The organism is Streptomyces sp. NPDC039736 (genome assembly GCF_055596485.1).
Genome location: NZ_JBVIUQ010000003.1, coordinates 522,934 through 546,928, shown reverse-complemented (window position 1 = coordinate 546,928; position 23,995 = coordinate 522,934). Strand labels below are relative to the sequence as shown.

Here is a 23,995-nt window from a genome sequence, read left to right as displayed (position 1 = left end):
ACCTGGGAACGTGATGAGAATGCCTCGTACGCAACGCTCGCTCCTGATCCTGAGCCTCCTGCTCGTTTCCACCCAGATCGCGTTCACCGCCGTCTACTTCTTCTGGTTCGTCCCCACGTTCTCCGGTGGAATCGGACCCGCCGAGGAACCTCACCCGTCCATGGCGTCCAGCAACCGGACGACACTGCTCTCGCTGCTGGCAGGCGGCGTCATCGTGGCACTCGACTGGTGGGGCTGCCGGGGAATCCTCCGCTCCCTGCGCCATCACGTCCCGGCCACCCGCCCGCTCACCGCCGCCTGCACGGCCCAACTGCTCCTCACCGCCTGCGCCGTCGCGGCGCAGTGGCTCCTCCCCATGGCCGCCTGCCTGCTGGCCTTCGCCCTGCTGACGGCATGCCTCTGGTACGACCGACGGGGGTGCACACCGGCCACTCCGAACCCGCACGCGGCAAAGAGCTGACCGATTCCAGCAGGCCCCAACCCCGAACCGGCCCCGGTCACGGATGATGCATCCGCGCCCCCCCTTCACCACCTTGTCCACCGCCCTCTTCGGGTGGAGCCCAACAGCCTGCGCTTCGCCTGGTGTGCTGACTCGCCGGTTCCAGAGGTGCTCCGTTCGGAGGGCATGCAACAGTCAGGGCTGCCGCCCGAGTGGGGTGGCAGCCCTGAACTGTTGGCCATGAGTGGCTGGGGCCCAGGCTTACGCGGCTTCGGTGGATGCGGTGCACGCTGGTCCGTAAAGCGTGCGTTCGCCCACCCGCACTGGTTCCGCCGCCTGCGGGTCCGCTGGGAGATCCGCGACGACATCCACGAAGCCTTCCTGGCCCTCGGATGCGCCCTCATCTGCTGGTGACGCCTGAACTCATCACGAGAGGAGTGCCTGTCCGCATTCACTCGTAACGCAGGCGCAGTGACTCCCGTTCGGCCTGCTCGATCTCGTCGAGGGTAAGGCCCGGCAGGTTGAGCTGGGCCTGCGTCACCTCAGCGCTGGTCGGCTGGGCCTCAGGAGGCACCCACCGCTCCGGTTGCCAGGCACTGGCGCGCATCAGCGACTTCGGACAGTGCGGATAGGCTTGCTCGACATGCACCACCATCGCCGTGAGCGGCGGTTTTCCAATGGGCGTGAGGTGGGCCAGCAGTTCCGGGCGCGCCGTGACGCAGGCGCGGCCATTGACGCGCAGCGTGGTCGGGCGGCCGGGAATGAGGAAGATCAGTCCGACGCGCCCGGTCTGCAGCACGTTGTGCATGGTGTCGAGCCGCTTGTTGCCGGTGGCGTCGGGGATGACCAGAGTCCGCTCGTCGAGCACCGAGACGAACCCGGCCGGACCGCCACGCGGCGTCACGTCCGCCCGGCCTTCGAGGTCTGCACTGCCGATGAACACCAGCGAGGAACAGCCGATCAACGCCCGGGCCTCCTCGGTCAGGCAATCGATCTCCTTGCGGAGCGAGTTCGGGTTCGGCTGCGGGTAGAGCTCGCGCAGTTGGTCCGGGCTGGTGAGGGCGTCCGCCTGAAGGGACTCGAAGAGCGAGCCGGCGAACCCAGTGTCGATCATCATATGGATGACCCTAGAAGGCGACCGAGGCAGTGCGCGGGTCGGCGAGGGATCTCGCCCGCGTTGACCGGTCGCCATTGCTCGGCGCAGTCGGAGAACGCGGCAGTGCACTGCCGGCCCGTACCGATGCGGATCTGTCGAGCAGGCACCCGCCAGGACGGTGCGGTGTTCGCCTCGGCTCTCTCTGCCGCGCCGTGCTGAGGACTTCGGCCAGCGCGTGACTGAGGCACGGGTCAGCGCGGACGGACCAGGTCGGTTGTCCGAGCTGTCCATTCTGTGAGGAGTTCTTACTGCTGACCGGTTGGTCGCAGCTCTTCAGACCGAAGGAGTCCGTGTTGTTGAGCGGCCCGGCCGGCATACCCACAACCGGAACGCGTGGGGCCCGTGGTGTCCGACGCACGGGGTGGTGATCCACCACACCGTCACGTCCAGCACGAACAGCGCGGTCAGTATCTGCGAGAACGGCTACTCGGGCTTGCCGGGCCCGCTGTGTCACGTGTGATCGCGAAGGACGACACCGTCTACCTGATCGGCCACTGCCGGGCGAACCATGCAGGCAAGGGCGACAGCCGGGTCCTCCAAGCGCTCATCGGCGAGAAGCCGTTCTCCCGGGCCGCGACGGCCGACAAGGACGGCAACTCGCATTTCTACAGCGGGGAATGCGAGAACCTCGGCGGTGGCCGCGGCCCGTAGACGGCGGCCCAGATGGAGAACATCGAGCGTGTTTCGGCGGCCCTGTGCCGGGCGCACGGCTGGAGGGGGGAGAGCGTGATCGGTCACCTGGATCAGCGAACCGGAGGAGGTCGACCCGAGGGGGTTCACGATGAGCGGGCTCCGTCAGCGCGCGGCGGCACGACTGAGAGGCAGGCCGGGGGCCGCAGGCTCCTTGACGTACACGGGGCGGGGAGGGGCGACACCCTCTCTGGGATCGGTGAACGGCACGGCGTGAACTGGCAGGCCCTCGCGCGCGAGAACGGCATCGTCAAACCGTTCACCGTCCACCCGGGTCAGACCCTCGAGATTTCGCGAAGCAGGAGGCACTCATGTCTGACGCCAACCAGAGGACCCTTCGTACCGGCCTTCAGACCTTCCCGGGTGTCGCGGCCGCACTGCCGCTGATCGTCGACGCGTCCGGGGTTCCTCAGTCCACTGCCGGTACGGCAGTCGCCGTCGCGGTCGCGGCAGGCGTTACCCGCGTCATGGCCCTGCCGGTCGTCCACCAACTGCTCCTGAGCTGCCTGTACCGCAACGAGTCCGTTCACGAGCCCTGCGCCCGACACGTCGAACCGGCACGGCTTTCGCGAAGGGTGGGGTGGCTGACCGGAAGCAGCGATCTCGCCGAATCAACTGAGCACGGTGAGCCGTTGACAACGCGGCGCTCTGAGGACAGAGGCAGCGTGGCCGGCGGCGAAGGCAGCATCAGAAGCGGTATGGCCGACGGGATCGTTGAACCATGCCGAGGTTCGGGCGGCCAGTTGCCGAGATGCGTCGAGGCGGCCAATGCGTATGACAATCGCCGCAAGCTCAAGGATCAAGCCCCAGGCTCTGAGCTGAATCCGGAGGTCAGGGACAGGAACTCGGCCGGACACGGTGCAGCGGGCAAACGGTGCCGATTGCCCGTAGCGGAGCCGGGTACAGGGCGCGCGCTCACCTCAAGGTCTCCGGATGGAGCGTCAGAAGCCTGCAGGCAAGAGGCAAAAGCCATCAAACTTCTGCCGACCGTTTGTGCATTCAGTCACCCACAGGGTGTGTGCGTTAGGTCACACAACTGGGCGAGTGCCGCCAATGAGCAGGCTCCTTGCCATATTTCGCGGTCAAGCCGCGGATCAACATACGGTCAACTGTCGCGCTCTGCCGCTTCATCAAGGCAAGATGGGGACCGTCGCGTCGGGGGGTGCGTGATTACCGTCACACCTGCATCCTTTGGCTTGCTTACGCGACAGTAGTCAGTATCGGGACATGACGAAGGCCCCACCCCTTGCCCGCGAAGCTCAAGGTGGAGCCTTCTGCCACTACACCGACTGCGATGCGGCCCCGACCTTCAGGTCGGGGCTCTTCGCGTCAATGGGCCAGAAACTCTCGCACGATCTTGTAGATCGCGTAGAGCGGCCCCAGCCAGCGGATGCACTTGTAATGCCGATCCCCTGCCTCGTGCTGTCGGCGGTCCTCCGGCTTTGCGGCCATCGGATTCACCCCCTTCTCATGGGGTCCACGACCTTCGTGAACACCGCGGAGAGGTCCACGACGCTCAGGCCCCAGAGGGTGATTGGTAGAGGTACCTTAGCGTCGCGTTGCGTCCGTTGCTGTTCGAGCAACTGTGCATCAGGACAGGGGAAGCGCGGCACTCAGTGCCATAGAAGAGGCGCTCAAGATCGCCGGAGTGCCAATACGGCCGGGGGGCAACGGGCCTACCTGTGCGACGTCCTGACGGACAGTTCGGGGACGGAGTGCCGGTTCCCGTCCCCGGGGTAGCGTAAATCACATTTGGAAGCACGCATTCCGCCACTCTTTTCGGGCCTTGTACACGACAAAGCGCACCGGGGTACGGAATCCGCACCCGCCGGAGCCGACGGAAAGCCTCTTCGTGCACCTGCAACGACCTGCATATATGCGGCACTTGCCAGGTCATCGGCAGGGCCTCCATGGGAACCATCACATTCTTCGCCGTCGGTTCCGGTTCCGACCTGCCGTCCGCCTTCTCAGCCGCCCGCGACCCCGCCGCTCGGCGTCGGCGGCATCGCGCCCCGGGCCGTCTCACCACCAAGACCGAGGCCGTCCTCATCGAACCCGACGTCCACACGTACAGGGCCGCTCTGCTGCGTACCGCTCTGCTGCGTACCGAAAGAACTCCTGGACGCCTTCGCCCCCCCCTGCACCAAGGGCAAGCGGGGCCTGCCGGAGTTTGGAGTACGACCGACGGCGACGCTGGGCGAGGACACTCCTCGCCACCCAGCGACACATCGAGGCCGCCCGCCGCCGCCCTTTCACCACCAGAGGCAAGGACAACTGACGAGGGCCCGCGGCCACATTCACCCCGACCGCCGCCCAGGAACAGCGCCTCCTGGCCCGCCTCCCACCACCTCCCCCGTCGGACCCACCGGACGGTAGCCGCCCACGACGGAGATCACCTCCCGGCCATCGACCACACGGGACGGCTGTTCCTGCTGAGGCGCCGTACCGTAGCCGACGTCCGCGCCCGACTGCTCCTGGCCCCACCGTCTGGCAGGCACCTGCCGTCGGCTGGCACATGATGCGCAACCAGCGGGAACGTTGTGCCGCCGAACTGTCCAACTACGACGCCCATGGGGTGGGAGAGACTATCGGGGCCGATGAGGAGTTCACTGCCCCCCCCCCCCCACGGCCTGTCCGACGTGCTGGCCCGCGGCTACGAGGACGCCTCCGCACGGCTCCGTTGCCCCGCTTTCGGTCACGGGTGCATCCGCGCCCCCTTCACCACCTTGTCCACCGCGTTCTTCGGGCCGTACACCGCGATGCCCACCAGGTCGAGCCCGGATCGGCTCACGGCTCGTACGGCGGCGCGGTTGTCGCGGTCGTTGCCGGTGCGGAACAGGTCCGAGGTGAAGACGGAGAGGGACAACGCCCTCGCCGTGGCCCTCGTGTGCGCGGTGGTCAGGTCTTCCTTCGTTCCTTCGAAGACCAGCACCGGCTGGCGGAACATCGGCAGGTACGCCGTGTCGTCGGCGTCCGTATAGGGTTCGCCGATCACTTCGGGAGCGGCCGCGCCCAGGCCGCTGACCAGGAAGGCCGTGACGTTCAGCCGCTGCCAGGTCTCCAGGTCCTCGCGCAGCAGGACCGCGATCTTGGTGTCGAAGCGGACGGGGGCGGTCGCGGCGGACACGGAGGTGGTGGTCTCGTTTCTCATGCTGCGAGACTCGCTCGTCGGGCAGCGGTCCGTCTTGTACGTTCCTGGCGTGAGCACCCCAGTCCCCCGACGTGCGAAAGCCCCGGAAGTGAAAGCCTGGCAGCCGCGGGTCCCGGGGGTCGTCGAGGTGTTCCACGCCCACTTCACGGAGCACGCGTATCCGATGCACGTCCACGACTCCTGGACGCTGCTCATCGTCGACGACGGGGCCGTACGGTACGACCTGGACCGTTTCCGGCGCGGCACGCCCGGGGACACGGTGAGCCTCCTGCCGCCACACGTCCCGCACAACGGTTCGCCCGCCACCGCGCACGGTTTCCGCAAGCGCGTCCTGTACCTGGACTCCACCCAGCTCGACGACAGCCTGATCGGCGCGGCGGTCGACGGCCCCGACCTGACGGACCCCCGCCTGCGTGCCCGAGTGGGACAGTTGCACGCCGCCCTGGCCCATCCCGGCGACTCCTTCGAGGCGGAGAGCCGACTCGCGTTGGTGCGCGAGCGGCTCCATTTCCATCTGCGGCCCCGCCTCCTGCGCTCCGGCCCCGTTCCCGGCCATCGGGTCGCCCGGGACCTCCGCGAACTCCTCGACGCCCGCCTGCACCAAGGAGTCACCCTGGATGAGGCCGCCGGTCTGGTGCACGCCCATCCGACCCATCTCATCAGGGCGTTCAGCAGTGCGTACGGAATCGCGCCGCACCAGTACCTGGTGTCCCGCCGGGTCGACCACGCCCGCCGACTGCTCCTCGACGGGCGGCCGCCGGGCGAGGTGGCGACGGCAGTCGGCTTCTACGACCAGTCACACCTGACCCGCCACTTCAAGAGGCTCGTGGGCACCACCCCGGGCCGTTACGCGAAGGGCCCCGCGAGAAGGACGACGCCGTGCGCTCCCGGACGACGACGGAGCGGGACGGCCGGCACCGCCACAGACACCGGTGGCTTCACCGCCATCGGCAGCGGCAGCAATGTCGGGGCGATCTGCTGAGCTCCTGCCCCCATTTCGGTGGCGGCGTACGAAAGTCGTGTCGAACGACGTACGTTGGGTCCCCATGAGCCCTCGTACAGCTGTAGTGGGCAGCGGCCCCGGCGGGCTTGCCTGCGCCCGCGTCCTGCACCGGCACGGTCTGCCCGTCACCGTCCTGGAGCGTGATCCGTCCCGCGACGCCCGACCGCCGGGCGGCACGCTCGACCTGCACGCGAACCTGGGGCAACTGGCTTTGGAAAAGGCCGGGTTGCTCGCGGAGTTCCGGAAACTGTCCCGCCCCGAGGGCCAGGCCATGCGTATTTTGGACACGGACGGCACCGTCCTGCGCGACTGGCGGCCCGGCCCCGACGACCTGGCCAATCCCGAGATCGACCGCGGGTTGCTGCGCGACCTGCTGCTGGGTCCACTGGAGGTCCGATGGGGGCGGGAGGTGACGGAAGTGGTCCCGCGGGCCCCCGGCGACGGCACGCTGGTGCGCTTCTCGGACGGGCGGGAGGAGACGTACGACCTCGTGATCGGTGCGGACGGCGCCTGGTCCCGAGTCCGTCGAGCGGTTTCGTCCGTGGCCCCGCGGTACACGGGTGTCACCCTGATCGAGACCTCCCTGGACGACGTAGACGTCCGCCACCCCGAGCTCGCCCGGCTGGTGGGCGACGGTTCGGTGGCGGTGTACGGGGCGAACCGCTCGGTGGTGGCCCAGCGCAACGGCGGGGGCCACGTCAAGGTGTACGCCCAGGTCCGCACCCCGCTCGACGGGCTGAGGGGCCTCGACCTGTCCGACGCGGAGGCGGTACGGTCGCGCCTCCTGACCCTGTTCGACGGCTGGGCCGAGCCCGTCCTCGACCTCCTCCGCCACGGCACGGCCTACGTCCCCCGCGCCCTGCACGCCCTCCCGGTCTCCCACACCTGGGCCCATGTCCCGGGGGTGACGCTCCTGGGCGACGCCGCGCACCTGATGCCGCCGCTGGGGGCGGGCGCGAACCTCGCCCTCCTGGAGGGTGCGGAGCTCGCCGAACTCATCGCCGAGAACCCCGGGGACCTGTTCGAAGCCACCCGCGCCTTCGAACAGCGCATGTGGCCTCGCGCCGAGACCTGGTCGACCATCACCAGCGCGGGCCTTGACCGCCTGGTCGGCCCGGACCCCGCCGAGGCCCTCGCCCTCTTCGACGAGGTCCAGTCCCCCTGAGGTCACCACGGCCCCCTGTGCGGCCGTCCGCGGTGAGGGCCAGCATCACGCCCGGTAGGGAAGGTGGTGAGCGGGATCGAGAAGGCTCCGTACAGTGCCGGCGGTCGGGCCATCGGCTGGGGCGTGTTCCTGGGGTCCGGATACGTCGCGTCCGTCCTCCTGAACAGTACGTGGACCGTGTGCGAGACAGGCGTCAATGCCTCGGCCAATCTCCTGGATCTCGTCGTGGCGTCGACAACGATGGCAGCGGTGTCCACTTCTGTGTGGTGGCTCATGCGCGGCCTCACGGGCCGGCGCGGACTGCTGCTTCCGCTGCTGTTGACCATTCCCGTATGCGCGGTACTGCTGTGGCCCTTGATGGCGATCTGGCACGCGCCCGATGGCTATCCGGTCAGCCACTGCGCGCCCGACAACGTGCCGCCGTGGTGGCCGGACCGGCTTCCGCTGTAGACGGCGGCGCGGGTGGGCCCGGCAGGACCGGCCGGCGTGAGCCCGCCCTTGCCCCTTCCCGCCGCCAGCGCGTGTGGGCCCCGGGGAGGCGGTCGTACGTCATGGGCGGGCCGCCGCCACCCCCTCCCATGCCTGCGCGAACATCTCGTGCAGCGGTGCGGTCGGCAGCACCCGCAGGTACGGGGCCGCGATCCGGTCCCGCCACAGCGGGCGCACCGCGTACGCGTCCAGCTTGGCGGCCTCCAGCGGCAGGTGCGGCGCCTTGAGCTCGGTCCACTCCCCCGGCAGGAACAGGGTCCGCCCGGCCCTGGCCCGCTTCTCCTCCAGCACCGCGCCCGTCGCGAGGAGTTCGGCGCGTGCCTGCGCGTGCTGTTTGGGGTTCCAGCCGTTCCACCGGCGGACGTCGCGGTCGGTGGGCGCGGCGAGCGTGGCGAGCTGGAGGTAGAGCGCCGCCGCGTCCGCACCGGTGCCCAGGTGGGCGGCCGCCCGGGCCACGAGTTCGGGGCAGGACTGCCGGGGGTCCGCCTCGTACGCCCCGTCCGGTACGGCCCCGGAGCGCGACCGGTGCATCATGCGCTCCAGGCCGCCGCCCGCCACCAGCGGTTCCAGCCGGGCGAGTTCCTCGGTGAGGCCGGTCTCCTCGCCCAGTCTGCGCAGCGCCTCGGGGCTCTCGACGAGCGCGGGCCGCAGATAGGCGGCGCCGCCGGGAGCGCACACGACGAGCACTCCGGAGTCGTACGGGACGACGTCGAACGGCCCCTCCTTCTTGCGTGCGTCCATCGCCACCGGCAGCCGGGCCAGCCCGAACCGCCCGGCGATGTCCTCCGGCGTGCCCGCGAGCTTCCCGCGCCGCACCTCCACCAGCATTTCGGGCCGGGCGAGTTCGGCGCGCAGGCGTTCGTGGAGGTCGTACGATCCGGCCGTCGCCGGGTCGCCGACGGGGCGGTCCGTCCACGCCCAGGCCAGTACCGCGGCGATCACTCCGTACGGCAGGCCGACCTGCGTGCGGTGGGGCAGCGGCGGCCCGGCCGGGGGCACGGCCCTGACCTCGACCCCCGAGCCCCACGCGGTGGCCGCCAGTTCCCAGCCGACGGCGGGCACCGTCGTGCCGCCGGCCGCCGCGTAACCGCCCGCGAGGCGGCGGGCCCACACTTCGCCGAGGTCGAGACCGGATTCCAGGGCGTCGGCCGTCGCGTCGTCGACGGCGGGCATGGCCTCCAGGCGTGCACACCAGACCGCCGCCATGCGCTCCGCGGCCGCCTCGACCCCGCCGGGCCGCCACAGTTCGGTGGGGTCCTCGGGCATCGCGGCGGCCAGAAGGGCGCGGCGGCCGTGGTCGCCGAGGCGGCCGCACAGGTCTTCGTACGTTTCGACCGTCTGCGGGGTCGCTCTGTACGGGGCCTTGCGGGCGAGGGCACGGGCGGCGTCGCGGTCGGGCCCGCCGACGAGGCCGGCCACGACCAGTCGGGCCAATGGCCTTCGCACACCCGTCAGTTCGGCGAAGCGCGCGGCCGCCGACTCGGGCAGCGCGACCGGGCCGTCCGCGTCCACGGCGGCGACCAGTGCCCGCAGCCGGGCGGCGTCGTCGCGGGAGACGGTGACGGGACGGGCGCCGGGCAGGGGTTCAGGCGCGTTCTCAGCTTCTGCCTGTCCTTTTGTCTGCTGGTCGGCCGCCGTCACGTACCAGCTCAGTCTGCCGCCGGCCCGCAGTCCCGCCGAGGCCACCGCCGCGCCCGTGCCGCGCAGCGCGTCCAGGGCCTGCGGATCGTCCGTGCGGCCGACCCACCAGCGGCTGCCCGCCCGGGCGAACGGCTGGTCGGCCCAGGTGTCCAGGAGGGCGAGCAGCGCGGCACGGGAGGCGTCCGGGGTCGGGTCCACCGCCGCCCGCCAGGCAGCCGCGTCGATCGTGCCCAGGAGCTGCGACCAGTCGTGCGGCGGCGCGGGCGGCGAGAGGCGGCGCACTTCCTCCCCGACCGTCCCGGCCAGGCAGGCTCCGTCCGTGGCCAGGGCGGTGAGCGTCGCCGGGAGGGCCGCCTCCGGGCCGGGCCGCCGGGCGGCGGTGGAACCGTCCACGACGAGTCCGTGCAGGGCGGGGACCAGATCGGTGTCGGGGGCCGACCGGCGGGGGGAGGCGGGCGGGGCCTGGGCGAGGAGGGCGACGCGGTGGCGCAGGGCGCGGCGGCGCTGCTCGACCCGGGCCGCTCGCCGGGTCACGGCCACGACCGCCTCGACGAGGACCGGATCGGTCACGGCGGGGAGTTCACGGGCCACCACGGGCCGCAGCGTGTCGGCTCCTGCTGCTCCTGCTGCTCCTGCTGCGCGCGAATCGGCCGCCGCGTGCGGGTCGGCCGCCGCCTCCCCTTCGGCGAGCGCCGCCGCGAGCAAGGTCTCCGCCGTCTGCGCGGTGACGGCGCGCAACGCCCGGGAGGCGGCCGGTTCGCGGGTGCGCAGCAGGTACCAGAAGGCGGGCGGGAGGGCCGCACCGTGGGAGACGGTGACCCGGCGGGTGGAGTTCACCGGGCGGGAGTGCTGGGGCGCGGTGTGTCCGTCGAGTTCCCACAGGAGGGTGCCGTCCGCCGTGTAGGCGCGTACTCCCGTACGGGTCTGGGCCTCGGCCAGGACGACGTTCTCCACCGCGCCCCCGGGTGCGGCCCACAGGCCCCACGGCTGCTGGCCCTGCCGGTCGACGTCGAAGCGGGCGCTGCGGCCGTCGATGCTCTCGACCAGGTAGTGGTCGGGGGCGTGGTGGCGGTGGCGGGTGCGGAAGAGGACGCGGGTGCCGACGAGTCCGTCCCTGGCTCCGAGGGGGGAGTCGGTCGTTCCCGCGGGCAGCGGGGCGAGGTGGAGGGCTTCCCGGGCGAGGGACAGGTCGGCCTCGGTGCCGGGGTCGGGGGCGCGGCCGGGGAAGTCGGGCAGGGGGCGTACGCCCTGGCGCTCGCCGGTGACCCGGTGGACGGTCTCCCAGGGCCTGCGGCCGAAGACGGCGTTGGTCCAGACGTGGACGCCGTCGCTGAGCTGGAGTTCGTCGCGGTCGATCCCGGCGGTCTCGCCGGGGCGCAGCACGCGCCCGCCACCGTGCCGTCCGCCGCCGTCGGCGGTCTCGAACTGGAAGCCGTACGCCCCGTGCAGGCTGCCGTCGAACGGGACGAGCCCGCCCGTCTTGTCCGGGGCGAACGGCTCGTCGGGACGGTCGGCCCACACCGCGGTGTCGCAGTGGTACGGCCTCGGTTCGAGGGTCCAGCTGACGAGGAAGGACCCGCCGACGTAGTGGACGGCGTACATGGTCGCGCCGTCCGGGACCGTGAAGCGGCACGAGCCGCGCTCCCCGTCGGGGGCGACGGCGATCGCCCGGTCCCGGCCGAAGACGGTCAGCACCGGCCAGGTGGCGGTCACTCCGGCCACGCCCGGCAGCGGTCCGCCGGTGTCGTGGCCGTCCGCCGCGAGCCGGGCGTACGCCGCTTCCAGGGCGGGCCAGGCCAGTTCCTCGGGCAGGCCGGCCGTCAGCGAGCGCCGCAGGGCGCCCGCCGCGCCCGCCGCGTCGAGGGCTGCCGCGATGCCGTCGAGCGCCGACACCGTGGGCCGGTCCAGTACGGTCTCCAGCTCGGCCATCGCCTCTTCCGCACCGGCCGTGCCACCGCCCGCGACGGTGTCGAGCAGCTTGCCGACCCGGGCGGCGACGCCCTGGGCGATGCCCTCGTTGCCGGGCAGCAGCGTCACCGCGGAGCCGGGGCGGCGGCCGCGCGCCGTACGCCAGTCGGGCAGCAGACCGGCGTGCACGGTGCCTTCGAGGCGGGGTCCGAACACCGGGTCGGCGGCGAGCGCGGCGAGATCGCGGCGGGATCGGGGGCCCCAGAAGTGCATGCTGATCTGCGCGCCGGGATCGACGACCCGCGCTCCGGCCGCGAGGCAGGCGTCCAGCACGTCGGCGTCGAAGCCCTGCCAGCGGAAGCGGTTGGCGTGCAGGGTGACCGGGGTGTCCGCGGCCCGCAGCCGGGGCCCCAACCGGCCGATCAGGTGCAGGAACTCCTCCGGCAGCGGCTGTCGGGACACGCCGCCGCCGGACTGCCGCGCGTACTGGTACATCGCCGTGAAGTGGCCGACCCAGTGGGCCACTCCGCCGTCCGGCACGATCCGGCCGGACTCCATCGCCTCGCCCGCGCCGGAGGCGATGAGCAGCCGCAGCCACGCACCGCCGTCGGTGATGCCGTCCGGGAAGACGTCGAGGAGGCCGGTCGCGACGTCGTCCGTCGGCGGGTGGGCCGCGAGCAGGGGGCGGGCCGCGTTCCACAGGACGTCCGGCACCGCCTTGTCGCGGGCTCCGGCCAGGATCGCGCCGACCGTCCGGGCGGCTTCCGCGTCCCCGTGCCCGGCCGGCTTGGCGGCGGCCCGCACTCGGCGCACCAGATCGCCGGGGAGGTCAGCCGGCGAGCGCGTCCAGGCGATCAGGAACTCCTCCAGCGCCGTGTACGCCTCGGCGGGAGGCAGGGCGGCGGCGAGGAAACCCTGATGGGCGGCGAGTTCCTTGGCGGGCACGGCACCGCACCGGGCGAACAGCAGGGCGTTGGCGATGCCGTACGCGGTGTCGACGGGCAGCCCGTGCTGCGACTCGGCGGCGCGCGCCGCCGCGTAAGCGCGGCCCGCGGCACGGCGGCCGCTGCTGCCGTGGCCGAAGAGGCGGTGACCGACCGTGTCCCAGAACCACGGCAGGTGCGGCGGGGGCAGCCGCCGTGCCTTCACGGCCATCATGTCGACGAACCGGCCCGGCTTGGACCGGGTGGTGGACAGTTCGCCGTACAGGCCGTCGACCAGGTCGCGCGCCGCCGCGGCCGTGCCGGGTGCGTGGGCGGCGGCCCAGTCGGCGTACGTGGTGGAGACGTGCGCCGTTCCGGCGAGGGGCAGAAGTCCGTCGAACGAATCGGTCATGTTCTGGATCGTCGCACGCGCCACTGACAACGCCCCGGGACCCCCTGCTCCCCCCGACTACCACCAGTACGCGGGGTACTTGTGGTCGACCCGGTCCACCTTCCCGACGAGCACTCCCGCGCCGACGACGACGAGCGTGGCCAGCGTCAGCAGCGCCAGGAAGTGCGCCGGCCGGGGGTCGGTCAGCACCACGACGACGGCGGTGGCGGAGGCGGGCGAGTGCGGGGTGCGCGCCCAGGCCATCGCGCCGATGGTGAGTCCGGCCGCGACCGCGGCCGTCCACAGCGAGTTGCCGCCCACCGCGACGGCGGCGAGCCCGAGCGCCGCCGAGACGAGGTGGCCGCCGACGATGCTGCGGGGCTGGGCCAGCGGCAGGGCGGGGGCGGCGAAGACGAGGGCGGCGCTGGCGGCGAGCGGGGGTATCAGCAGGGGTTCGTGCAGGACGACGCCGAGCGCGACGAGCAGCAGCATGACGCCGAGCCCGCAGAAGGTCATGGCCGCGAGGGTCGGCAGGGGCGCCCGGGCGGGGGCCTGTCCGGCGATGGCGGCGGCGCACCGCTGCCAACGGGTGGGACGACGACCGGAGTCCACGGACGCCTGCGCCTGGGAGGTGGCGGTGTTCAGGGTCGTGGCGTCGGGCACGAACGTTCCTTCCGTGGTGTCCGCCGGGCCGCGCGGGGCACCGGTGAGGGACGGGGTGATCACTGCAAGCTAACGGCTCAATATAACGACAGGCATTAACCCGGCTCCTCCGGCGTCCACCCGGCAAGATGGCCGGATGGGCTCCCGCACCGAACCTCCGCCGCACGACCGGCCCTTGCCGGCCGCCCCCGCCGTCCCCGCGCAATCCGCTCCCCCGCCCGCCTCCCCTTCCCCCGTGGACTCCCCCGTCGACTCCCCCGTGGACCGCCTCCCCCTGTCCGGCGAGCCCCTTCCCCTCGACCTGGTCAACACCACCTTCATCAAGGGAGGCGTACGGGGACGGCTCCTCGACGCCCTCGGGCAGACGCGCGACCTGGACCGGTGGCTCGCCCTGCACCGCGAGGGCTTCGGCGCGGAGCTGGCCCGCTTCCTCACCGCCGCCGACCGGCCGCCCGTCGGGGAGGCCCACCTGGCCCGCTTCGTGGAGCTGCGGCACGCGCTGCGCGGGCTGGCGGGGGCCCGGACCCGGCGACGCACCCCTGAAGCCAGGGACGTACAGGTGATCAACACGGCGGCACGGCTGGCAGCCCGCTGGTCGGAACTGGACGCGGGTTCCGCGTTCGCCGCCGTTCCGCGCTGGCCGGAACCCGATCCGCTGCTGGTGGCGCTGGGGGAGGTCGCGGCGCAGGGGGTGCGGCTGTTCACGGGCGAGGACGCGGAGAAGGTACGGGCCTGTCCGGCGCCCGGCTGCGTCCTGTACTTCCTGAAGGTGCCGGCCCGCCGGGAGTGGTGCACGGCGACCTGCGGAAACCGGGTGCGGGTGGCCCGGCACAGCAGGCGGGCGCGGGAGGGTGGCTGAGGGTTCCTGAGCGGGTCGGAGGGGGCCCGGGGGGGGGATTCCCGGCGGCCCCCGAGCGCCCCGCCCCGGCGGCCCGGCGGTCCCCCCTGCCCCGTGTCCGTCACCCAGATCGTCCCGTCCTGGTGCGGGCGGAAACAGGTTGGCCCCCCGTGATCCGTCGGTCGCTGCGCCAAACAGGGCCCGGGCCACGTCCCGGCGGGGCCCCTGCCGGGCCGCCCCCGACAGAACCCATGCCGGGCCGCCCCCCAGCAGCGGCCCTATCCGGCGACCTGCAAGCCCAGTGCCGTCAGCGCCTCCGCTCCCGCCTTCGCGTGCTCGCCCCCGGCCAGGAGCAGTGTCCGTGCCGCCTGGTACCGGCAGCCCGCCGCCGCGAAGTCCCGTGCCGCGCGCAGCAGTCCGGGCACGTCCCCCGTCCGCAGCGCCTGCGCCCGGTCCACCTGCGCCGATGCCGCCGGGTTGCCCGCGACCACCGTGCGCGCGGCGGCGATGCGTGCTTCGGCCTCCGGGTGCCCGGCGAACACGGCCGCCTCCGCGCGCAGCGCGACGTACCAGTGCAGCCAGATCCACGACACCCACTTCCACACCCGTTCCGGTTCCGGCGCGAGCCGCTCCAGCGCCGCGGCCGCCTCTCCCCGGTGCAGCAGCAGCATCGCGTCGAAGACGGCCCCGTACCCGTACCGGTACTCCGCCTCGGTGCCCGCCTCCTCGACCAGCGCCAGCCAGCGTGCCCGGGCCTGCTCGTCACCGCGCAGTCCGTGGATCATCGCGGCGGCCGCGGCGGCGGGCCCGAGCGAGAACGACCGTTGCCGGCCGCTCTGTTCCCACGCGTCGAGGAATCGCGTCCCTCCGGCGAGCACGCCCTGCGCGTCCCCCACGAACGCGTCCGCGACCAGCAGCCAGGAGGTGGCGTAGTGCCCCACCTCGGCCAGCATGGGCAGGTCCGCGAGCTCTTGGCCCCACCGCCTGGCCGCCGCCAGGTCGCCGACGCCGAGGGCCGTTCCGGCGGCCATGGCGAGTGCGTCGGTCAGTTCGTGCGCGCTTCCAGGGGTACGGGGGACTGCCGCCAGGACGTCGATACGCCGTCGGGCCGCGTCGGCGGCCGCGAAGCTCCGGCCCGCCCAGGTGCGGGCTCCGGACAGGGCGTCGAGGGCGGCGGACTCCGCCACCGGGTCGCCCGCCTGCCGGGCGAGAGCGACGGCCCGCTCGGCACGGGCGACCGTCTCCTCGGCGGAGTTGTCCGCGTCGCCCTGCACCGCGCCGAACGCGTCCGCGAGCACCGCCGCCTCGGCGAGCGCGACACCGGCAGCGGCGGCGGGGTCGTCGACCGGTCCGGCCGTCCTCCGGGCCTCCCCGAGCACGCCGGCGACCTCCGCCACGGCAGGCAGCCGCGTGAACTCGCTGGAGAAGCGGTACGCGACGGTGGCGGCGGCCGCGAGGTCCCGGGCGGCACCGGCGGCGTCCCCGCCCCGCCGGGCGGCCTCCCCGGCGGCCAGGTGCAGCCGGTACATGTCGTCGCCGTGCCGCCGGCACCCGGCGACCCCGGCGGCGTGCCGCAGCGCCTCGGCGGCGGGGACGGCGGCCGCCGCGGCTGCGGCAGACACCATGTCGTCGTCCCCCTCGGCCAGCTCCGCCGCCTGCTCGTAGCGCTGCTGGGCCTCGCCGAGCAGGTTCCCGGCGAAGGCCAGTTCGGCCAGGCGCAGCGCCAGCACGTACGCCTCGGGGCGGCGGGACGGCTGCCCGGCGGCCACGGCGAGGGCGGCGCGCAGGTCCCCCGCCAGGGCGTCGAAGCGGGCACGCCAGTCGGCCCCGGTGTCCGTGGCGCCGAGGGCGACGGCCGCCGACAGGCACCACGCCGCGTGCCGGGTCTGGGTGTTCAGCGCCTCGTCCGCTTCCGTGAGGCGTTCCGCACCGTACTGGCGGATGGTCTCCAGGGCGCGGTAGCGGGTGCCGGAGGCGGCGGGGAGGGCCGTCAGCAGGCTCTGTTCGGCGAGCCGGCCGAGTCCGTCGGCGACCGCTGCGGGGGTCAGCGGGGCGTACCCCGCCACTTCGCCCGCCGCCCCGGCCGTGAACGGCGCGACGAAGACGGAGACGCGGCGCAGCAGCGCCCGGTCCGCCGGGCCGAGGAGGTCGTGGCTCCAGTCCAGCACGGCGCGCACCGACCGGTGCCGGTCGGTGGCGCGGGGGCCGCCGGACAGGACGCGCAGTTGGTCGGAGAGGCCCGCGGTGAGCCCGTCGAGGCCGAGCGTCGCCCAGCGGGCCGCCGCGAGTTCGATGGCGAGGGCCATGCCGTCAAGGCGCTCGCACAGGGCGACCACCCTGCCTCGTACGGTCGGATCGGGCGGCAGGCCGGCCGCGGCCGCACGTTCCATGAAGAGGCTGACCGCCTCGGACGCGTCGCCGCCCTCCCGGGACAGCGGCGGCACCGCGTACACCCACTCGAAGGGCGTCAGCAGGCGGGCCCTGCTGGTGGCGAGGACATGCAGGTGCGGGCAGGCGGTGAGGAGCCGTTCCAGGAAGGGGCCGACCCCGTCCCGTACTTGCTCGCAGTTGTCGAGTACGAGCAGGGCGCGGCGTCCGGCGAGCGCGGACAGGAGCGACTCGTCGATGTCACGGCCGGGCTGCTCGCCCACGCCGACGGCTGCGGCCACCGTCGCGCCGAGGCGGGCCGGGTCGGTCACCGGGACCAGGTCGACGAACCACACCCCGTCGGGGAAGTCGCCTTCCGACGCGGCGATCCGGGCGGCGACCGCCAGGGCGAGGCGGGTCTTGCCGACGCCGCCGGGCCCGACCGCGGTCACCTGCCGGCGCGCCGTGACCGCCTCGGCCAGCTCCGCCCGCTCGCGCACCCGGCCGACGAACGCGGTCAGCGGGGTGGGGAGGACGGGGGCGGGCGCGGACGGCTGCGGGCGGGCCTGTTCGGCCGCGTGCCGGGAGAGCGCGCGGCGGTCCGGCACCTCCAGCTTGCGCAGCAGCGAGGAGACGTGCGACTCGACGGTGCGTACGGAGATGAACAGGCGGGCGGCTATCTCGGCGTTGCTGAGGAACTCCCCCAGCAGGGCCAGCACTTCGGCCTCGCGGGCCGATATCGAAGAGGGCGGAGAAACCACGGGTCTGGGCACGGAGCCATTATCCGCAGCAGGTCCACGGGGGCTTTCCGCAGCGGGTCCACAGCGGTTTTCCACAGCGGATCCGCAGCGGCTTTCCGTAGTGGCTTCCGTGGTGGTTTTCCGTGGTGAGCACGGAGGCGGTCGCGGGGCCTTCCGCGGGAGTCTGTGACCACGAAGAACGGACACCGCCCCGCACAGGGGCCGACCTCCCACGGAGAAGCCATGACCACCGGAACCAGGACCACCGGAATCAAGACCGTCCTGCACCCCGTCTCCGACCTCGCCAGGGCACGGGCCGTGTACGCCGCGCTGCTCGGCGTCGAGCCGCAGACCGACGCCCCCTACTACGTCGGCTTCGACGTCGCGGGCCAGCACGTGGGCCTGGTGCCCGGTGGCGGGCCGCAGGGTCTGACCTCCTCCCTGGCGTACTGGCACGTGAGCGACATCGAGGCGAAGGTGGCGGAGCTGACCGCCGCCGGAGCCACGGTGCGGCAGCCCGCGCAGGACGTCGGCGGCGGCCGCCTGGTGGCGACCCTGACCGACCCGGACGGCAACCTCATCGGCGTCCTCCAGGACTGACCCGACGGCAACCTCATCGATGTTCCGCAGGGCTGACGCGCCCTCCACAGCACCGAGGCGCCCGCCCGGGCGGGCCTCTCCCCCGCCCCCGACCGCCGAAGGACGGAACCCCGCCATGAGCCCTGCACCCCGCTCCCCCGCCGAACGCCGCCGCGACACCGAGCACCGGCTCGCCCAGGACATCGACCTCTGGGTGGCCAGCGCCTCGGCGGAGGGAGTGCCGCACCTGGTGCCGCTGTCCTTCGAGTGGGACGGCGAGACCCTGTTGCTGGCCACGCCCGCGGCGAGCCCCACCGGCCGGAACCTGGCCACCGGGCGGACCGCCCGGCTGGGCCTCGGCACCACCCGCGACGTGACCGTGATCGAGGGCGAGGTCGAGGTACTGGCCCTGGACGACCTCCCGAAGGACCGGACCGACCGCTTCCACACGCGGACCGGCTTCGACCCCGGGGCGTTGACCACGGAGTACCGCTGGTTCCGCGTCACCCCGCGCTCCATCCACTCCTGGCGCGAGTCCAACGAGCTCCCGGGCCGAACGCTGATGCGGGAGGGGAACTGGGTGGTCTGACGAGCCCGCCCCGGGGGCTCAGCCGGCCGCCAGCGCCACGCAGAATTCGTTGCCCTCCGGGTCCGCCATGACCACATGCCGCCCCTCCACTTCCGCCAGGACGCTCCCGCCCGCCTCCTTGAGCCGTACGACTTCGGCCGCGAGGCGGGCGTTCCGCTCTGCCGCGCTGCCGTGGCCGGGTATGCGGACGTCGATGTGCAGCCGGTTCTTGGCGGTCTTGGGTTCGGGGACCTTGAGCAGGGAGAGACGGGGCCCGGCTCCTGCGGGGTCGCAGAGCCAGGCCCCGTCCTCCACCGACTCACCCTCCGGCAGGCCGAGGCTCGCGAACCATTCCCCGGTGGTGCGGAAGGGCGCGGGCGGTGGATTGTCGACGTATCCGAGCGCCGTCTTCCAGAAGGCGCGCAGGAGTTGGGCGTCGGCGCAGTCGAGTGTCAGATCGATTCTGGTGACCATGACGAGACCTTAGCGGCCACCACTGACAGCCCCGCCGGCCTGCGGAAACTCCCCCTCACCCCGGCGGAGCCCCCACTTCCGGCTCCGGGACGGGGGACGGGGCCGGGACAGGGGCCGGGGGCGCGGACGCGGACGCGGACGGGGACGGGGACGGGGCCCGGTGTGGGCGGGTTCGCATGCGTACCGCCTCCGTGTCGGCGTCGTTGTGCCGGGTCGCCCAGTTCTCCAGGGTGGTGCGGCACGCGTGGTCGAGGTGGTGGACGGTGGTCAGGTCCAGCTCCATGGGCCGGTCCTGGGGCAGCGCCTCCAGCGTCTCCAGGATGCGCGGCAGCCGCAGGAAGGTGGCGTTGCCGGTGAGGGTGACGACCAGCCGGCCGCCCGTCAGCTCCCGTACGTGGACGTGGACCTGGGAGGTCTCCCAGGCGACCTTGACGATCGCCAGGGCGAGCCCGATGAGCACGCCCTCGAACATGTTGGTCACCACGATCGCGATCGCCGTGGTGACCAGCACCAGCGCCTCTCCCCGGTGCGCCCGCGCCAGCGGCACGAGGTCCTTGGCCGGCAGCAGCTTGCAGCCCGCGTGGATGAGGACGCCCGCGAGCGCGGCCAGCGGGATGACGCCGAGCGCCGCCGGGAACAGCACCGCGAAGAGCAGCAGCCAGCCGCCGTGCGCGACCCGGGAGAGCCGGGTGCGCGCGCCCGCCCGGACATTGGCGGAGCTGCGGACGATGACGGCGGTCATGGGCAGCGCGCCGAGCACGCCGCAGACCGTGTTGCCGACGCCCTGGGCGACGAGTTCCTTGTCGTAGTGGGTGCGCGGGCCGTCGTGCATGCGGTCGACGGCCGCCGCGCTGAAGAGGGATTCGGCGGAGGCGATGAGCGTGAAGGCCAGCACCGTGCCGAGGACGGCGATGCCGCCCAGGTTGGCCAGGTCGCTCGCGCCCGGCGGCTGGACGGCGTGGAAGAGGCCCTGGACGGTGACGTTCTCCAGCTGGACCGGGATCGCGAGTCCGGCCGCCGTGGCCAGGGCGACGGCGGCCAGCGGCGCGGGCACGAGGCGTGCGGCGGCGGGCAGCTTCGGCCACACCACGAGCACGGCGATGGTGCCGAGCCCGACGGCCGCGGCGGTGAGCGCGACCGGAGAGGAGAGCGTGTCGGCGACCAGGCCCGGCAGGCCGGTGAACTTCTCGACGCCCGAGCGGGGCTGGTCCGCGCCGGTCATGCTGTAGAGCTGCCCGAGGATGAGGACGAGACCGATGCCAGCCAGCATGCCCTGGACGACGGACACGGATATCGCGCGGAACCAGCGGCCGCACTTCAGCAGCCCGAGCCCGATCTGGAGCACGCCGGTGAGCAGCACGATCGCGCCGAGCATGCCGAGCCCGAACTCCCGTACCGCTTCGAAGACGAGCACGGTGAGCCCGGCGGCCGGGCCGCTGACCTGGAGTGCGCTGCCCGGCAGCAGGCCGACGACGATGCCGCCGACGATGCCGGTGACCAGGCCGAGTTCGGCGGGGACTCCGGAGGCGACCGCCACCCCGACGCACAGCGGCAGGGCGACCAGGAAGACGACGAGTGAGGCGAGGAGGTCCGCTCGGAGCACGCCCGGTTCACTCAGGGCGGCGAAGGGCGCGCGGAAGGAGGAACTGAGGGTGGACTTCACGGTGGGGGTCCTGTCGTGAGATACGGGCCGGACATCGGGGTTCGGCCGTCCTCACAGCGGGACGAACGCAGGCCGCACACCTGCGGAGGAGGCGTCCGCGCCGGTCGGACGGTGCGCGGTGACCGTCCCCGTGTGGACCTCGTAGTACCAGGCGTGCAGGGTCAGCGAGCCGTCCGCGACCCGCTCCCCCACGCAGGGGTACGCCCGCAGCCGCTCGACCTGCGCGAGCACGTGCGCCTGTACGGCTTCGGCGACGTCCGGGGTGGCGGGGGCGGCGGAGCGCACGGCGGCGTCGGGTGCGACGGAGTGCTCCAGCCAGTCGCGCACGGCGGGCACGGCGGACAGGTCGTCGCCCCGCGCCAGCGCGCCGACGGCGCCGCAGTGCGAGTGCCCGCAGACGACGATGTCGCGGACGCCGAGCACGCCAACCGCGTACTCGATGGTGGCGGCCTCGCCCTGCGGGAGCGGGGCCAGGTACTGCGGTACGACGTTTCCGGCGGTACGGAGTTCGAAGAGCTCGCCCGGGCGGGCCCCGGTGATCAGGGCGGGTACGACGCGCGAGTCGGAGCAGGTGATGAAGAGGGCTTCGGGCGACTGCCCGGCGCGCAGGGCCTCGAAGGCCGCCGCGTTCCGCGGGTCCGCGACATGGGTGGCGGCGAAGGAGCGTGCGTTGTCGATCAGGGACTTCATGGTGGCCTGCCTCCTGCGTCCTCGCCGTGGGGGGCGGACGCGGTGTGGTCGGGTCGATGGTCTTACGGGTGTCAGCCTGGACGGCTCCCGTGACTCTCACTTTGCCATCACATTAACCTTTGATGACAGAGTATTTTCCTGCCAAAAAATGAGTAAATACCGTCCCTGGACTGGAAGTTGGTCAAATTCTCAAGCGTTGGTCAATGTTCGATTGGGTGGAGCCGACGGGAAAGCAAGCGCATTCCGTTTCCTTTCGGCCGACTGCCGGATGAGCGGTTCCCGCTTCCCGAAAATCGAACAGCGGTCGGCCGGATGTGGCCGGTCCCCGCCGACCACCCACTAAGCTGCAGGAACCCACGGGGGAAGCCGGTCGAAGTCCGGCGCTGACCCGCAACGGTGGGCGGACCCGGAAGGTCCGCGAGCCCGATCACCCGTGGCGCGACCCGCACCAGTCGATTCGCCGTGGACTGCGAAAGACGCTGCGCCGAAGGCGTCCCGCACGCCTCGGCCCGCCGCTTCCCTCGCCGTGCCCCCACGGCCCGAGGCGAAAGCAGCCCTGCCCCGTGGCCACCTCCGTCCCCACCGACCGTCACTCCGCCGCGCCTCCCGTCACCGCGCGCACCGGCCCCGCGCCGCCCCGCGGAACGCCCCTGCCGGTCCTCGTCCCCGCCCTCCTCCTCGCCACGCTCCTCTCCCTCGTCTGCGCCGCGGGCCTCGGGGCGTCCGGTCTGACCTGGACGGAAGTCCTCCGCTACCTCTGGGCCGGCCTGAGCGGCGGCGCCATATCCCCGGACGAGATCCCGGCGTACACGATCGTCTGGGAGCTCCGCTTCCCCCGCGCCGTGCTCGCCGCCGTCGTCGGCGCGGGTCTGTCCGCCATCGGCGTCGCGGTGCAGGCCATGGTGCGCAACGCCCTCGCCGACCCGTTCGTCCTCGGCATCTCCTCGGGCGCGGCCGTCGGCGCGAACGCCGTTCTCCTCTTCGGCGCGCTCGGCGCACTCGGCGTCTGGGCGCTGTCGACCGCCGCGTTCCTCTCGGCGCTCGCCGCGATGTCCCTCGTGTACGTCGTCGCGCGCACCCCGCGCGGGCTCACGCCCCTGCGCCTGGTCCTCACCGGCACCGCCCTGTACTACGGCTTCTCGGCCGTCACTACCTTCATGGTGTTCGCCGCCGAACGCGGCGAGGCCGCCCGCTCGGCCATGATGTGGCTCCTGGGCAGCCTGGGCGGCGCGAGCTGGGCCTCCCTGCCGATCGCGGCGGGCGCCGTGCTCGCCGGGCTGGCCCATCTCGCCTGGTCGGCGCGCCGCTTGAACGCCCTCGCGATGGGCGACGAGACCGCCGCCGCGCTCGGCGTCGACGCGGGCCGGTTCCGCAAGGAGCTGTTCGTGGTGTGCGCGGCCGTGACGGGCGCCGTGGTCGCGGTCAGCGGCGCGATCGGCTTCGTGGGGCTGATGGTTCCGCATGCGGTACGGATGCTGGTGGGCGCCGACCACCGGCGACTGCTCGCGGTCGCCCCGCTGCTGGGCGCGCTGCTCCTGATCTGGGTGGACGTGCTGTCCCGTACCGTCCTGGCGCCCGTCGAACTGCCGGTCGGCGTGCTGACGGCGGCCGTCGGGGTGCCCTGCTTCGTGCTGCTGATGCGGCGCAACTCCTACAGCTTCGGGGGCGCGTAATGCGCATCGACGTCACCGGTCTGTCCGTCGAGATCGCCGGGGCGCGGCTGGTCTCGGACCTCGCGCTGCACGCCGGCACCGGCCAGTTCGTCGGCCTGGTCGGACCGAACGGCAGCGGCAAGTCCACCTTCCTGCGCACCGTCTACCGCGCCCTGCGCCCGACCTCCGGAAGCGTCCTCCTGGACGGCGACGACCTGTACGCCATGAGCGCGCGGGAGAGCGCGCGCCGCGTGGCCGCGCTCCCCCAGGAGGCCTCCACGGAGTTCGACTTCACGGTCGCCGAGGTCGTCGCGATGGGCCGCGTCCCGCACCAGCGCTCCCTGGCCCGCGCCACCGGCACGGACTCCGACGCCTGCGCCACCGCCCTCGCCCAGGTGGGCGCGTCGCACCTGGCCGAGCGGGGCTACCTCACCCTCTCCGGCGGCGAGAAGCAGCGCGTCCTGATCGCCCGGGCCCTCGCCCAGCAGCCGCGCGCCCTCATCCTCGACGAGCCCACCAACCACCTCGACATCGCCCAGCAGTTGGAGGTCCTCGCCTTGGTGCGCGGCAGCGGCCTGACCGTCCTCACCGCGCTCCACGACCTGAACCTGGCCGCCCTGCACTGCGATCTGCTGTACGTCATCGAGTCCGGCCGCATCGTCGCCTCCGGGCCGCCGCACGACGTACTGACCCCCGATCTCCTGGCGGACGTCTTCGCCGTACGGGCCCACCGCGTCCGGCATCCGGAGACCGGCGCGGTGCAGCTCCTCTTCGACCGTCTCCTGCCCACCCCTTCCTAAGGACC

Annotated in this window: 18 protein-coding genes, 1 pseudogene and 1 riboswitch; of the genes and pseudogenes, 11 read left to right on the top strand and 8 right to left on the bottom strand. The window is 72.9% G+C overall.

The window, feature by feature from the left end:
- The first annotated feature begins 19 nt into the window (after positions 1 to 19).
- Both ACZ56L_RS11920 and ACZ56L_RS11915 read left to right on the top strand, forming a co-directional pair.
- Entirely contained in the window at positions 20 to 460 is a 441-nt protein-coding gene (locus ACZ56L_RS11920) for a hypothetical protein (protein ID WP_471063485.1), read from the top strand.
- A 231-nt stretch (positions 461 to 691) separates the two neighbouring features.
- Positions 692 to 853: pseudogene (locus ACZ56L_RS11915) on the top strand (IS5/IS1182 family transposase); the annotation flags it as partial.
- 37 nt (positions 854 to 890) lie between these two features.
- Here the strand turns inward: ACZ56L_RS11915 and ACZ56L_RS11910 are convergent.
- Positions 891 to 1,556 carry an MSMEG_1061 family FMN-dependent PPOX-type flavoprotein gene (locus ACZ56L_RS11910; protein WP_471063483.1) on the bottom strand — a complete coding sequence of 222 codons (666 nt, stop codon included), beginning with the start codon at positions 1,554 to 1,556 and terminating at the stop codon, positions 891 to 893.
- 495 nt (positions 1,557 to 2,051) lie between these two features.
- Between ACZ56L_RS11910 and ACZ56L_RS11905 the strand changes: the two genes are divergently transcribed.
- The gene (locus tag ACZ56L_RS11905; protein WP_471063482.1) at positions 2,052 to 2,246 is read left to right on the top strand and encodes a hypothetical protein; all 195 of its coding nucleotides are present in this window, start codon (positions 2,052 to 2,054) and stop codon (positions 2,244 to 2,246) included.
- Positions 2,247 to 4,980: 2,734 nt separating this feature from the next.
- On the opposite strand, the gene ACZ56L_RS11900 is transcribed toward ACZ56L_RS11905, so the two are convergent.
- Positions 4,981 to 5,436 (bottom strand): DUF2000 family protein, encoded by a 456-nt coding sequence (locus ACZ56L_RS11900; RefSeq protein ID WP_471063480.1) that lies wholly within the window; start codon positions 5,434 to 5,436, stop codon positions 4,981 to 4,983.
- On the opposite strand from ACZ56L_RS11900, the gene ACZ56L_RS11895 reads away from it, so the two are divergent.
- The 3 genes from ACZ56L_RS11895 (at position 5,435) to ACZ56L_RS11885 (ending at position 8,054) form a co-directional block, all read left to right on the top strand.
- Positions 5,435 to 6,418: a helix-turn-helix domain-containing protein gene (locus tag ACZ56L_RS11895; RefSeq protein ID WP_471063478.1), complete on the top strand. Its 984-nt coding sequence runs from the start codon at positions 5,435 to 5,437 to the stop codon at positions 6,416 to 6,418. The two genes, ACZ56L_RS11900 and ACZ56L_RS11895, sit on opposite strands and share 2 nt — an antisense overlap.
- 64 nt (positions 6,419 to 6,482) lie before the next feature.
- Complete coding sequence (locus ACZ56L_RS11890; RefSeq protein WP_471063476.1) at positions 6,483 to 7,604, top strand: FAD-dependent oxidoreductase; 1,122 nt, start codon at positions 6,483 to 6,485, stop codon at positions 7,602 to 7,604.
- Between the two features lie 66 nt (positions 7,605 to 7,670).
- Positions 7,671 to 8,054: a hypothetical protein gene (locus tag ACZ56L_RS11885; RefSeq protein ID WP_471063475.1), complete on the top strand. Its 384-nt coding sequence runs from the start codon at positions 7,671 to 7,673 to the stop codon at positions 8,052 to 8,054.
- Between the two features lie 99 nt (positions 8,055 to 8,153).
- Here ACZ56L_RS11885 and ACZ56L_RS11880 read toward each other — a convergent pair whose 3' ends face one another.
- A complete protein-coding gene (locus tag ACZ56L_RS11880; RefSeq protein WP_471063473.1) occupies positions 8,154 to 12,977 on the bottom strand; it encodes a hypothetical protein in 4,824 nt (1,607 codons plus the stop codon).
- Positions 12,978 to 13,034: 57 nt separating this feature from the next.
- Complete coding sequence (locus tag ACZ56L_RS11875) at positions 13,035 to 13,619, bottom strand: HPP family protein (protein ID WP_471063471.1); 585 nt, start codon at positions 13,617 to 13,619, stop codon at positions 13,035 to 13,037.
- A 235-nt stretch (positions 13,620 to 13,854) separates the two neighbouring features.
- Here ACZ56L_RS11875 and ACZ56L_RS11870 point away from each other — a divergent pair, with 235 nt between their 5' ends.
- Complete coding sequence (locus ACZ56L_RS11870) at positions 13,855 to 14,478, top strand: CGNR zinc finger domain-containing protein (RefSeq protein ID WP_345227551.1); 624 nt, start codon at positions 13,855 to 13,857, stop codon at positions 14,476 to 14,478.
- A gap of 257 nt (positions 14,479 to 14,735) precedes the next feature.
- Here ACZ56L_RS11870 and ACZ56L_RS11865 read toward each other — a convergent pair whose 3' ends face one another.
- Entirely contained in the window at positions 14,736 to 17,597 is a 2,862-nt protein-coding gene (locus ACZ56L_RS11865; RefSeq protein WP_471063468.1) for an ATP-binding protein, read from the bottom strand.
- Between the two features lie 210 nt (positions 17,598 to 17,807).
- On the opposite strand from ACZ56L_RS11865, the gene ACZ56L_RS11860 reads away from it, so the two are divergent.
- Entirely contained in the window at positions 17,808 to 18,164 is a 357-nt protein-coding gene (locus tag ACZ56L_RS11860; protein ID WP_401766271.1) for a VOC family protein, read from the top strand.
- Positions 18,165 to 18,279: 115 nt separating this feature from the next.
- The gene (locus ACZ56L_RS11855) at positions 18,280 to 18,732 is read left to right on the top strand and encodes a pyridoxamine 5'-phosphate oxidase family protein (protein ID WP_401766273.1); all 453 of its coding nucleotides are present in this window, start codon (positions 18,280 to 18,282) and stop codon (positions 18,730 to 18,732) included.
- Positions 18,733 to 18,750: 18 nt separating this feature from the next.
- On the opposite strand, the gene ACZ56L_RS11850 is transcribed toward ACZ56L_RS11855, so the two are convergent.
- The 3 genes from ACZ56L_RS11850 to ACZ56L_RS11840 form a co-directional block, all read right to left on the bottom strand.
- The gene (locus tag ACZ56L_RS11850) at positions 18,751 to 19,185 is read right to left on the bottom strand and encodes a VOC family protein (RefSeq protein ID WP_471063466.1); all 435 of its coding nucleotides are present in this window, start codon (positions 19,183 to 19,185) and stop codon (positions 18,751 to 18,753) included.
- A 55-nt stretch (positions 19,186 to 19,240) separates the two neighbouring features.
- Positions 19,241 to 20,803 carry a SulP family inorganic anion transporter gene (locus tag ACZ56L_RS11845; RefSeq protein WP_471063843.1) on the bottom strand — a complete coding sequence of 521 codons (1,563 nt, stop codon included), beginning with the start codon at positions 20,801 to 20,803 and terminating at the stop codon, positions 19,241 to 19,243.
- Positions 20,804 to 20,899: 96 nt separating this feature from the next.
- Entirely contained in the window at positions 20,900 to 21,538 is a 639-nt protein-coding gene (locus ACZ56L_RS11840; RefSeq protein ID WP_345227578.1) for a carbonic anhydrase, read from the bottom strand.
- A gap of 359 nt (positions 21,539 to 21,897) precedes the next feature.
- Positions 21,898 to 21,971, top strand: a riboswitch (cobalamin riboswitch).
- A 130-nt stretch (positions 21,972 to 22,101) separates the two neighbouring features.
- Between ACZ56L_RS11840 and ACZ56L_RS11835 the strand changes: the two genes are divergently transcribed.
- Both ACZ56L_RS11835 and ACZ56L_RS11830 read left to right on the top strand, forming a co-directional pair.
- Positions 22,102 to 23,211 (top strand): FecCD family ABC transporter permease, encoded by a 1,110-nt coding sequence (locus ACZ56L_RS11835; RefSeq protein WP_401766278.1) that lies wholly within the window; start codon positions 22,102 to 22,104, stop codon positions 23,209 to 23,211.
- Entirely contained in the window at positions 23,211 to 23,990 is a 780-nt protein-coding gene (locus ACZ56L_RS11830) for an ABC transporter ATP-binding protein (RefSeq protein ID WP_471063464.1), read from the top strand. The genes ACZ56L_RS11835 and ACZ56L_RS11830 overlap by 1 nt, the downstream gene beginning before the upstream one ends.
- Positions 23,991 to 23,995: the final 5 nt, after the last annotated feature.